Source organism: Ruegeria sp. CK1 (genome assembly GCF_056536545.1).
On the sequence record NZ_JBQFPX010000008.1, the window covers coordinates 129,194 to 140,714 of the forward strand.

The 11,521-nt window shown below is 57.9% G+C and carries 13 protein-coding genes; 9 read left to right on the top strand and 4 right to left on the bottom strand.

From position 1 onward, the window contains the following. Positions 1–96: 96 nt before the first annotated feature. Complete coding sequence (locus tag ACR0L3_RS17210) at positions 97–1,041, top strand: helix-turn-helix domain-containing protein (RefSeq protein WP_480746974.1); 945 nt, start codon at positions 97–99, stop codon at positions 1,039–1,041. A 290-nt stretch (positions 1,042–1,331) separates the two neighbouring features. Here the strand turns inward: ACR0L3_RS17210 and ACR0L3_RS17215 are convergent, their stop codons facing one another. From ACR0L3_RS17215 to ACR0L3_RS17225, 3 genes are read right to left on the bottom strand one after another with little or no spacing between them, the layout of a single operon-like run. Next, positions 1,332–2,081, bottom strand: a complete 750-nt coding sequence (locus ACR0L3_RS17215) for a formylglycine-generating enzyme family protein (protein WP_480746975.1) — start codon at positions 2,079–2,081, stop codon at positions 1,332–1,334. Positions 2,082–2,097: 16 nt separating this feature from the next. Continuing rightward, on the bottom strand, positions 2,098–3,315 hold the full coding sequence (gene nirK / locus ACR0L3_RS17220; protein ID WP_480746976.1) for a copper-containing nitrite reductase: 1,218 nt from the start codon (positions 3,313–3,315) through the stop codon (positions 2,098–2,100). 60 nt (positions 3,316–3,375) lie between these two features. Further along, positions 3,376–3,807 carry a pseudoazurin gene (locus tag ACR0L3_RS17225; RefSeq protein WP_480746977.1) on the bottom strand — a complete coding sequence of 144 codons (432 nt, stop codon included), beginning with the start codon at positions 3,805–3,807 and terminating at the stop codon, positions 3,376–3,378. A 153-nt stretch (positions 3,808–3,960) separates the two neighbouring features. On the opposite strand from ACR0L3_RS17225, the gene ACR0L3_RS17230 reads away from it, so the two are divergent. Beyond that, positions 3,961–4,674, top strand: coding sequence for a Crp/Fnr family transcriptional regulator (locus tag ACR0L3_RS17230; RefSeq protein ID WP_480746978.1), 714 nt, complete (start codon positions 3,961–3,963; stop codon positions 4,672–4,674). On the opposite strand, the gene ACR0L3_RS17235 is transcribed toward ACR0L3_RS17230, so the two are convergent. Beyond that, complete coding sequence (locus tag ACR0L3_RS17235) at positions 4,671–4,898, bottom strand: DUF1858 domain-containing protein (RefSeq protein WP_480746980.1); 228 nt, start codon at positions 4,896–4,898, stop codon at positions 4,671–4,673. The genes ACR0L3_RS17230 and ACR0L3_RS17235 overlap by 4 nt on opposite strands. A gap of 119 nt (positions 4,899–5,017) precedes the next feature. Here ACR0L3_RS17235 and ACR0L3_RS17240 point away from each other — a divergent pair, with 119 nt between their 5' ends. From ACR0L3_RS17240 to ACR0L3_RS17270, 7 genes are all read left to right on the top strand, one after another. Then, the gene (locus tag ACR0L3_RS17240; protein ID WP_480746982.1) at positions 5,018–5,470 is read left to right on the top strand and encodes a c-type cytochrome; all 453 of its coding nucleotides are present in this window, start codon (positions 5,018–5,020) and stop codon (positions 5,468–5,470) included. Positions 5,471–5,491: 21 nt separating this feature from the next. After that, on the top strand, positions 5,492–6,841 hold the full coding sequence (locus ACR0L3_RS17245; RefSeq protein ID WP_480746984.1) for a cbb3-type cytochrome c oxidase subunit I: 1,350 nt from the start codon (positions 5,492–5,494) through the stop codon (positions 6,839–6,841). A gap of 3 nt (positions 6,842–6,844) precedes the next feature. Beyond that, positions 6,845–7,639 (top strand): AAA family ATPase, encoded by a 795-nt coding sequence (locus ACR0L3_RS17250; protein ID WP_480746985.1) that lies wholly within the window; start codon positions 6,845–6,847, stop codon positions 7,637–7,639. A 5-nt stretch (positions 7,640–7,644) separates the two neighbouring features. Then, positions 7,645–9,534, top strand: a complete 1,890-nt coding sequence (locus ACR0L3_RS17255; RefSeq protein ID WP_480746986.1) for a nitric oxide reductase activation protein NorD — start codon at positions 7,645–7,647, stop codon at positions 9,532–9,534. A 1-nt stretch (position 9,535) separates the two neighbouring features. Next, positions 9,536–9,718, top strand: coding sequence for a protein NnrT (locus tag ACR0L3_RS17260; protein ID WP_480746987.1), 183 nt, complete (start codon positions 9,536–9,538; stop codon positions 9,716–9,718). Continuing rightward, positions 9,715–9,954, top strand: a complete 240-nt coding sequence (locus ACR0L3_RS17265; protein WP_480746988.1) for an NnrT protein — start codon at positions 9,715–9,717, stop codon at positions 9,952–9,954. Before ACR0L3_RS17260 ends, ACR0L3_RS17265 begins: the two co-directional genes overlap by 4 nt. 70 nt (positions 9,955–10,024) lie before the next feature. Next, the gene (locus tag ACR0L3_RS17270) at positions 10,025–11,221 is read left to right on the top strand and encodes an NnrS family protein (protein ID WP_480746989.1); all 1,197 of its coding nucleotides are present in this window, start codon (positions 10,025–10,027) and stop codon (positions 11,219–11,221) included. Positions 11,222–11,521: the final 300 nt, after the last annotated feature.

The following is an 11,521-nucleotide window of genomic DNA, read 5'->3' on the forward strand; positions in this document are numbered from 1 at the left end:
AAACCTGGCTATCCGAATCGTGCAAACTATTATGAATAATTGAATTTCAATGTGCTACTGCCAGAGCTGGTCGCAGTAAGGGTTAACTGAGGCGCTATGTTACTGTCCAAGAAAATACGTTCAGTGGAACACCTGCCTGATTACACTGGCGTCCAACTCGAAGCGCTCGCTCTCTCTCCACAGGGTCCGAAGCTGAATTGGCGCATGGCCCAACACAATGGTTTCAGCCTTTATTGCGAGGAATATTTTTCGCGTATTCGTTTCCAAGAAGTTCAACACGGCAACACAGTCTTCCTCGGTTTAGTCTTGCCAAACGGCGAACCGGTTCGATTTCAGGGAACTCTATATGAGGATCCGTTTCTTGTGTTCTGGCAAGGGCAAAAGCCAACAGGGTATGACTACGTGGCCGAAGCTGGCACTCAGATATACCTGCTGGAAGTTCCGTGGCTACAGGTCGAGAAGCGTGGATGGGCAACGTTTAACGCACCCATCCGCCTGTCCAGATCCGACGCTCTGAATGCTTATGCCCGATGCATTGAGAAGTGGCTTTGCCACAAACAAACGACCGCGGATGGGACAGATGCTTGGATGTTAAATGACATCCTTGTAAACCTCGAAAACTTGGCAGGTGAAATCCTTTACCGTGCCGAACCACAAATGACCGCAGAAAAAGCGAGCCATAGTCAATGGAAGACCGTTGTGGCGGCCGAAGAGTATTTTTCGGAAAACCCGGCTGGCACGAAACTAACGGTTCAAGAGCTTTGTCGCGAACTCGGGGTATCGAGGCGGACACTCTTTTTGGCTTTTGAAAAACAACTTGGTGTTGGCCCAAGCAAGTTCCAGTCGATTGTCCAGTTGCATCGACTAAGATCGCTTCTTCTGGAAAGCACCTATGAGAAAGGTGTCGTTTCGAAACTCATCGGCGAAGCCGGTTTTAGCCACCTAGGCCGGACATCAGTTGTCTACCGCCAATTCTTCGGTGAGACGCCCATAGAAACGGCGAGTCGATCAAAAAACGGTTCGGCTACAGGGGTTTCGTAAGACGAGAGTCCGCTCGGGCTCGTGGCGGCCATTCGCCGCGTCCTAGCTGAGTGTCTATTATGGGCTCGAAGCGGACGTTTAAACAAATCGACTGAACGTCTGGTTTGCGGCCAAAACGGACCCGTGCAGGCGCGGCTTTTGATTGCGCAGAAAGCCTTTGCAGTTGCGGCATCAGGTTCGTTGTTCTGGGCCTTAACGGCCCGAAGCTGTCATTCGAGTATTTTGTTCGATCAATCTCTCGTCTCGTGCGCAAAGCTTGATTGGACGATCGCATAGATCTCCTCTCATGCTTAAACCGCTGTGTCGCTTATCAGGCGCATCCCAAGGTGGGCAGGAGGCGTTCCGACGGCGCATCCTCCACGCGCGGGATCACGGACCAGATAAGACATCGCTGCCAAATGCTCGCCTCCGACGAAGAATGCCGGACAGCGATCGGGAAAGGTACCATCTTCCGTCCCGTCGTAGCACTCCTTCGTCCATTCCCACACGCTGCCGTCGAGATCGGCGACCCCTTCGGGGGAAACAGAAAAGCTGCCTTGAGGCTTGAGCGCTCGTGGGGCCAGGCCTTCAGTGAGATAGCTGGATGCCCAGGTTAACGATGGGTCCGTAAAGATCGGATCGGGTTTCTCGGGAAGAACAGCGGCGGCCAAAGAATTCCATTCTTCAGCAGTGGGCAGTCGGAAGGTGTGACGACTCCTCTTATTGATCCAGGTGACATATTGCTGAACGTCCACGTAGCTCAGCCCGGTTGCCGGTGTTGTATCGGGGTTCTGGTCTGGTCTTGCACGCAAGGTCAGCTGACAGCCACCCTCGTCCGCGCATCTGTTCCATTCGGTTACGGTGACTTCATACTTTTGCACGTAGACCGAACGCCCGTCCGGCAAAATGACGGCCCGCTCGGCCATCGCGGGCAAATAGGTTGGATCCGGGCCGCGCTGCGCGAGCGCGACCCAGGCGATGCTTGCCGCCGCAAGACCCAAGATGGCGAAACGAAGGGACGTCTTACCAGGTCTTGTCTCTGAGTTTGCAGCGGTCGACATCGGTCCTCCTCCTCTCTTAGGTTTCGAAACTGCGCGGTGCGACAACCTGCTCCATCAGAGCATTGTCCCACTGACCATCGACCACCACGTGAGCGGTCGCACCCAGCATCACACCTTCGATCAGGTTGTGGTTGACGTAGGCGTAGACGCCCGGTTGCTCGAAGGTGTACATCACCGCGACCGCACTGCCGCCCCGCACGAACCACGTTTCCATGTCCTGCAGAGGCGCGTCGGTGAACGAGCTTTCCCAGACATAGTTGCCATGCCCGCCGATCAGGTGCGGACGGGAGTCCCGGTTCGCTTGGTTGTGGACCATCAGCACAGTCTCACCAACTTTGGCTTTGATTGCGCCTTCGCCGGTCAGAGCACCGACGGCACCGTTGAACACCGAATGGGTCGGGATCAAGCCACGCATCACTTCAAGGCTGTCGGCATAGTCGTCGCCTGCCGCCTCGTATGTGCGATAGTTGCCGTTTTCGTCCTTGGGCAGGTAATAGTCCTGCTCACCGAAATAGGCGATGCTGTCATAGCGCAGCGGGTTACCATCCTTGTCCTTCAGGCCATCGCGCGGCAGCACCATGATGGCACCGTTCATGCCGTGCGTGACGTGATACGGGATCATGTCGCCGCCCGGAGCACAGTGGTACGTGAAGCAACCAGGTTTGGTTGCCTTCCAACGCAGTACGCATTCCTCGCCGGGATAGATATGGGTCAGGCCACCGCCACCCAAGGCACCAGTCGACGCGTGGAAGTCGATGTTGTGCTCCATCATGCTGGAAGTCGGGTTGCGCAGCGTCAACTCTACCATGTCGCCCTCATGGACGATGATCAGCGGACCCGGGACAGACCCGTTATAGGTCAGCGCCCAGATTTCGGCACCATTGTCTTCGTCAACGACCATGAGCCGCTCTTCGGTTTCCAAGGTGATTTCAACGATCTTCGGGCCGCCAGTCGCGACCTGCTCGTGTGCAGGTGCGAAAGGTGGGGGTACGAGTTCCTGCTTCACACGGGTGTAGCCCGACAAATCAGCAGGCTTGGCATCTGTTGTGGCCTCTTCTTTGCCCGCCACCCGATAGATGTTGTTTGAGACTGTGTTTATGCCGTGCAGTTTGGGTGTACGCGATGCAGCCATTGCACCGGCCCCCGTCATTGCAGCGGCACCAGCGAGCACGCTGCCGCGCAAGACGTTGCGGCGGCTGGTTTTCATAAGGTCGGGGTTGATGAACTTGGTCATGGTATCCTCCTTGAGGTCGGATGGGTGCAGCGGGTAAGCATCCCGCTGCCGCATTGGGGATCAGAAGTTTTCAAGTTGAGCGGTGAACCGTGCCTTGGCCTTTTTCGGCACGCGGCCTTCAAGGAAATCCTCGGGAACCTCGACGTCCCCCACCGCAACGGTCATCACCATGCCCATCGCATAGTGGGGTTTGCAGATCACGCCATAGACGCCTTCGGTATCCAGCGTGACTTCGATTTCCTCGTTGATCTTGCCCTTGAAGGGCTCGGCACCATCAGGAAGCATGCCTTTGGCTGTTTCAGCGTTGTGGCCCTTGTCCGATGCGATGAACTTGATCGTGTCGCCCGGAGCAGCCTGGATGAACGCCGGTTCGAATACCATGCGCTCGCCATCACTGCCTTTGTTGAGCATTTGCACCTCGAAGGTTTCCGCGAAGGTGGCACCGGCCAGCAGGGTGGCCAGTGCAACGCTGGTTGTAAGCGTGCGGATCATCGAATTGTCCTTTCCTGAATGATCTCTTGGGCCTGACTCTATTGATTTCTGCGATCTGCAATTTGCGCTGGCGCAAGGTTTGCTGCGTTTTCGGGAAACACTGACCGTTACGATCTGGTTTTGCGGCTGTGATTATGCCAAATCAGGTAAGCCATGATGGAAGCAGCCAAGAAAATATTGCCGCGGCTTGATGAAAGCCTGCTGACGCATTTGCCACCATTCTCAAAACTGGATCGTCGGCAAATCCGAACGATTCTGGATCAGGCCAGTTCGCGCCGCTATGAAGCGGGCGCGCACATCTTTGAAGAAGAAGACCCGGCCGATCGTTTCTTTATGTTGCTGGATGGTTATGTCCGAGTGGTGCGGGTTACGCAGACCGGTGAACAGGTCACCGCATTGCATATCCCTGCTGGTCAACTTTTGGGAATTGCAAAGGCGATCGGGCGCGAGACTTATCCGGCCACGGCGGTCACGGCGACGGAGTCCATCGCGCTGAGCTGGCCCACCAGACTGTGGGATACTTTCGTCACCGAATATGACGGCTTCGCCACTGAAACTTACAAGACGGTTGGCCACCGTGTAGGAGAAATGAACACCCGTATTGTCGAGCTTGCGACGCAACAGGTGGAACAACGCGTGGCCAATGCGATGTTGCGTTTGATTAATCAGACGGGTCGCAAGGTGGAGGATGGGATTGAGATTGATTTCCCCATCACCCGGCAGGATCTCTCGGAACTCACAGCGACAACCCTGCATACGGTCAGCCGATTGCTGAGCGCATGGGAAAAGCAGGGTATCGTTGAAAGCAAACGCAAGCGCATCAAAGTATGTGATCCTCACGCGCTGGTTGAACTCAGCCAAGGCTAGCCGTCCGGTAAGGCACAGTTGGAAATTGCGCTCTTCAGCTCTTCCAAAAAATCCGTTTCATCCAGATCGTATTCCAGACAGGCGTCTGAGATGGTGTGAAACGGGTTCACAAGGCATCCGACACATAACATCTCATGCTTTAGGAAAACACGAATTGTTTGCGGCCATTGCGCCATAAGATCCGCAAGCGTCAGGTCTGGATCGCTAATGTTCGGGCAAGGCATTGGGGTTCCTCTCACCCTCGACTTTAGGCTTGGAACCGTTCCAAACGTTGCGCTGGCGCAAACAGTGCCTTCTTCGCTCGGGATAGCAATAGGCATCCCGATCTGAAGGAGGCCGACGCATGGCTGAAATCTTAACCAAATCGCGGGCGCGAAACATCTTCTACGGGGGCTCGATCTTTTTCGTCGTGATCTTCGTGGCGATGACCGTCCACAGCCACCGTTACGTGGTTAATTCGTCAACCGCAGGCATGGAACTCAGCGAAGAAGTCGTTCTGGGCAAACATGTCTGGGAACGCCATTCCTGCATCAACTGCCACAGCCTGCATGGCGAAGGCGCCTATTTCGCCCCCGAGCTGGGCAATGTCATGACCCGCTGGGACGTCATGGATTCGCCCGAGGACGCCTATGAAATCCTTGATGGCTGGATGAAGGCGCAGCCCTCGGGCGCCGAGGGCCGCCGCCAGATGCCCTATTTCGATCTGACCGAAGAAGAGATGCGCGGCCTTGCTGAGTTCCTTCGCTGGGCCGATCAGACCGACACACAGGGCTGGCCGCCCAATGACGCTGGCTAAGCGGCACGAAGGAGAAATCGCATGAAATACCAATCTCAAAAAGTTGCGTACTATTATTTTCTGGCCGCAATAGCCCTGTTCGGCATTCAGGTGCTGGGCGGGCTTCTGGCTGGCTGGATCTATGTCTCGCCCAACTTCCTGTCTGAACTTCTGCCATTTAACATCATCCGAATGATCCACACCAACGCGCTGATCGTCTGGCTGCTGCTGGGCTTTTTCGGGGCGGCGTATTTTCTGATCCCCGAGGAATCCGAGCGCGAGATCTATTCGGTCAAGCTGGCCTATCTGCAACTCATCATCCTTCTGGTGGGGACGCTGGGCGCGGTAGGCTCGTATCTGGTGGGTATCCATGGCGGGCGTGAGTTTCTTGAACAGCCCCTGTGGGTCAAGTTCGGCATCCTCGTCGCAGCGCTGATCTTTCTGTTCAACGTGTCAATGACGGTTCTGGCGGGCAAGAAGACAGCGATCACTAACGTTCTGCTGATGGGCCTGTGGCTGCTGTCGCTGCTATGGGTGTTTGCGTTCATCAACCCGGACAACCTGAGCCTCGACAAGATGTACTGGTGGTTCGTCGTGCACCTGTGGGTCGAAGCGACCTGGGAACTGGTAATGGCCGCCATCCTCGCCTTCCTGCTTCTCAAGCTGACAGGTGTGGACCGTGAAGTGGTGGAAAAATGGCTCTATGTCATCGTCGCCACCGCGCTGTTTTCCGGCATTCTTGGCACCGGGCACCATTTCTACTGGATCGGTCTGCCGGGCTACTGGCAGTGGGTCGGCTCGATCTTCTCCACCTTCGAGGTGATCCCCTTCTTCCTGATGATGAGCTTTGCCTTTGTCATGGTCTGGAAGGGCCGCAAGAACCACCCGAACAAGGCTGCGCTGCTGTGGTCGCTGGGTTCGTCGACCGTGGCCTTCTTTGGCGCCGGTGTCTGGGGCTTTCTGCACACCTTGCACGGGGTCAACTTCTACAGCCACGGCACGCAGATCACCGCAGCCCACGGTCACCTTGCCTTTTACGGGGCCTATGTGGCGCTGAACCTGGCGGTCTTCACCTATGCGATTCCGATGCTGCGGGGCAGGGCGCCTTACAATCAGGTGCTGAACATGGCCTCGTTCTGGCTGATGACCGGCGGCATGGCGTTTATGACCTTCGTGCTGACCTTCGCGGGCACCATCCAGACCCATATGCAGCGGGTGGTCGGCGACTACTACATGGATGTGCAGGACGCCCTGTCGATCTTCTATCTGATGCGGTTCGGCGCGGGTGCCGCCGTGGTGATCGGAGCGCTGCTGTTCATCTACTCGATGCTGGTCGTGCGCAAGCAAGAGATCATCACACCCGGCTCGGCCAGCTCGGTTCCCGGAGAGTAAGCCATGAACATTCAAACTCCTCCGACCCTGCCGTTCTATCAGCCCGTCGCGCGTGAATGCGAGCTGTTCGAGACGGCATATGACAATGGTTTGCCCCTTCTTCTGAAGGGGCCGACCGGCTGTGGCAAGACGCGCTTTGTCGAACATATGGCAGCGCGTCTGGGCAAGCCGCTTTATACCGTCGCCTGTCATGACGATCTGTCGGCGGCGGACCTGATCGGGCGTTATCTGCTCAAAGGGGGCGAAACCGTCTGGGCGGATGGCCCCCTGACCCGGGCGGTGCGAGAGGGTGGCATCTGTTACCTCGACGAGGTGGTCGAGGCGCGCAAGGATGTCACCGTGGTACTGCACCCGCTGACGGATACGCGGCGCACGCTGATGATCGACCGCACGGGCGAAGAACTGGTGGCACCTGCGGCGTTCATGCTGGTGGCCAGCTACAACCCCGGCTACCAGAACGTGCTCAAGCGGCTCAAACCCTCGACACGCCAAAGGTTCCTTTCGATCAGTTTCGATTTTCCCAACACGGAAACCGAGATTGCAGTGATCGCATCGGAAAGCAGGCTGGAGCCGGGACGTGTTGCGCCGCTAGTCCGTCTGGCAGGCCATATCCGCAACCTTAGCGGGATGGATCTTGATGAAGGCGTCTCAACCCGCCTTCTGATATACGCCGCCACACTGATGGCTGGCGGTATGGGGGTGACCCAGGCGCTTGAGGCGGCAGTCATCGAACCATTGAGCGACGAGCCGGATGTGCAGCAATCGCTGCGCGATCTGGTCAGCACAATCTACGGGTGACGGCGATGCACTTGCGCGACCTCATGGAACCCGAAGAGACGGTCGGAAACCTCTGGCACGACATGGCCAGCGGGATCGGGGCTGACGTCACATACCCCGAAGCGGGCGTCACGCTGGCCTCAGTCCGACCCAGCCTTGCCGTTCTCTTCCGCGCGCTCGGCGGGGCACCAGGGGTCGAACTGGCCGAAGTCGCACCAAGCGTCGTGCAGCATCGGCAGGTGATGCGCCGCAAGCTTGGGGCCGAGCGGGATCGAGAATGGGTGGCGCGTTTCGATGGCGAACGGCTTGCATTGCCACCCGTCATGGAAGCCTTCCCCGACCCGAACCTGAACCGTGCTGCCTTTTTCTGGCTGACGGCACTTGCCGCTGTGAGAGAGGTCGGTGCATTCGATCCGGGTGCGCCAGGCCCCGCACGGGATTACGCGCATATTCGCGCGAATGCAGCGGCTGCGGACAAGGCTTATCTGGCCTGCCCGGGACTGCGGAAGCATTACCTCGTGATGTCTGCGTTTTGTGCGGATTCCCGGCCGGACATGCACCGCCCCGCTCAAGAGGCCGCAGTGGAACAAGCGATCCGCAATCAGCTGTGTGGCGAGGCTCCCAAGCTTGATGCCAAAGGTGCAGACGCGCGCAGATACATGCCATGCGCGCCTGTCCCCATATGGCTGCGCTTTGAACACCCGGGCACGGGCGGGCAGGCAGCCGACGATGCCGAAGCCGATTCCGCCGCACGGGCACCCGATGCCGCTCTCAGCAGCCGCAAGCTGGGCGAACGCAAAGATCAGGATCAGCAGAACCGCAAGGACAGCTTCATCATTCACCGGTTTGAATCGATCCTGTCATGGGTTGAATCAATGAACATCAACCGCAGCGTCGATGACGACGATGACGAAAACGCTCAGAAGTCGGCCGAGGATCAGGACCGGATCACCCTGTCGAAACATGACAGCATGGTTGCCACGCGGCTGCGCCTGCATCTTGACCTGTCGCCGGCTGATGCAGATCACGAGGCTCTGGCGGGCAAACACACATACCCGGAATGGAACCACCGGTCGCGCAGCTACATGAAAGATCACTGCCGCGTGCTGGATGCGCCGGCCCTAGCCGATGGAGAAACCTATACACCAAACGAGCGCTATGTCCGCGAAGTCCGCCGCCAGTTTGAGGCCCTGCGCCCGCGCCGTGTATTGCAGCCGCGCCAGATTGACGGGGCAGAGCTGGACCTTGACGCGGTCCTGACCGCACGTGCCGACATGGTGGCTACCGGGCGCGGGTCAGATCGTATCTGGCAGGCCGCGCGGCAAATGGATCGCGACGTGTCGGTTGCTTTCCTGATCGACACGTCGCGGTCCACAGAAGCGGCGATCGGCGACACTTGCGTCATCGACGTGGCCTGTGACACGATGGCGGCATTGGCCGCCGGGATCGACGCGGCAGGCGACCGCTGCGGTATCTGGGGCTTCTCATCGCTGCGCCGTGATCGAGTGTTCCTGACTCGCTGCAAGGGCTTCGAAGATCCGATGTCACCGGCGATCACCGCCAATATTGGCGCATTGAAGCCCGGCCACTACACCCGGCTTGGTGCCGCGATCCGCCATGTCAGCGCGCAATTGGCCGAGGAATCGAGCGTCCGCAAGTTGCTGATCGTGTTGACCGATGGCAAACCCAACGATCTGGACCATTACGAAGGCCAGCACGGAATCGAAGACAGCCACATGGCCGTGCGCGAGGCATGCGCTGCGGGCCAGGGCCTGCATGGCGTGGTGATCGACGAAGATGGGCAGGACTGGTTCGCGCGTATCTTCGGACGCGGTGGGTTTACGCTTTTGCCGAAACCCGAACGCTTGCTGCGCGCACTGCCCGACATCTACAGAACACTGACACAGGAGACCTGATATGCGTTTCTTTCTTTCCCTCACAGGCATCTTCGTCCTAGCAGGCTCGCGCCTCTTCGCGGAAGGCTTCGACCGCCCGATCCCACAGGCGCAATCCGCAACGGCGGAATTCTGGTACGCCCTTGCCTGCATCACGCTTGTTCTGAGCATGGTAGCGGTGCAATTGTTGGTCTCGCGCAGATGACCGGGCAGGGCTGGTCCACAACCAAAATCGCGGTTGCGCTATACCCGTTCGGTGCGGGCGCGGCAGCAGTCAATGTGTTCTTTGTCTCACTGATCTTCAGTTGGATAGGCGGTCCCGTGCTGTCTACCAGCTTGTCGGTCTTCATTGGCGCAATCGTCGGTGTGCCTGCGACATGGTGCTTTGCGCGGCACCTCCGCCATCTGATGGATGTTGCCGACAAAAGGGCAGAGGCATGAGACTGCAACGGACCCGGCCCGCGGACGGCAGAGTATCAAAAAACAACAGACCGCAAGCAAGAGCTTTATGATGGCACAGGCATCTTCAGAACAAATGCGCCGCTGGCAGGCTTTCGCTCTTTTTAGCTTCGGGTTTCGGCCCTTTTTCTTCTTTGGATCTGTCTGGGTCATTGTCGCCATGGGTCTTTGGCTGGCAGTTCTGTCGGGGATCCTTGACCTGCCCACGCGGTTCGACCGTGGGTCATGGCATGCGCATGAGTTTCTTTTCGGTTATCTTGGCGCGGTACTTGCCGGTTTCCTGCTGACGGCAGTTCCCAACTGGACCGGGCGTCTGCCCATTGTCGGCTGGCGGCTGGCGGTGCTTTTTGCGCTTTGGTGCGCCGGGCGCGGGGCCGTCCTGTTCTCGCAGGCATTTCCGCCCATGATTGTTCCAGTGATTGATCTCGCTTTCCCCGTCGCGCTTGGCGGTCTGATCCTGCGCGAAATCATTGCGGGCAAAAACTGGCGGAACCTGATTGTGCTGGGATTGCTGACGGTCTTTGCGCTGGCCAATGCGCTCTTTCACTTTGAAGCACTTATCGGTGAATACGCGGCGCAGGGCTATGGACTGCGGTTGGGCTTGGCGACAGCTGTGATGATGATCGCCGTCATTGGAGGTCGGATCATTCCGTCCTTTACCCGCAACTGGCTGGTGCGCGAACAGCGTACCGTACGTCCTGTCCCACCGATGCAGTTCTTCGACAAGCTCACGCTGTTGCTCAGCCTGCCGTTTCTGGCGATCTGGACGCTGGCCCCGCATACAGTCACGGCAGGGCTCTGCCTGCTGGTGTTCGGAGCACTGCACCTGATGCGGCTGACCAGGTGGCAGGGGCACCACACGCTGAGAGAGCCGTTGGTTTTTGCCTTGCATGCGTCCTATGCTTTTATTCCACTCGGCGCATTCGCGCTTGGTCTTGACCAGATCATAGGCAATCCCGGCACTGCGGGGGCACAGCATTTGTGGATGGCAGGTGCCATCGGGGCGATGACACTGGCGGTCATGACCCGGGCCACACTGGGGCACACGGGCCACGAATTGACGGCGGGCAAGGCCACGGTTGCGATCTTTGTATGCGTCTTTGCAGCGGCGCTGATGCGGTTTCTGACCCCGCTCAATCTGGGCCTGAGCACCATTTCCGGCGTGTTCTGGCTGCTGGCCTTCGGAGGGTTTGTCCTAGTTTATGGTCCAATGCTTCTGCGGCGAAAGGCATGCAGATCGGGAAAATAGCGAAACTAAGGCTACCGGGTCTCGTCACTCTATTTTGCCAATGTTTGGATCGTATGCTGCACCGAAGCATTCAGACTTACGCTGGCGCAGAATTGTCTTCGCTGCGCGCGCATGCCGCGCATATTCTGAATTCACGGGTTGGGCTCAAAGCAGTCTTTCGCTGCTTAGTGCATCAATGACCGCTGTGCGGACAAAACCGAACTTGAACGCAATGGGCGCAAATTCCGCTTTCAGATCAAGCTTGATCTGCATCGTTCTTGCTTGTCGGGACTTAGCGGATGCAGCAACGCATTTAACCGA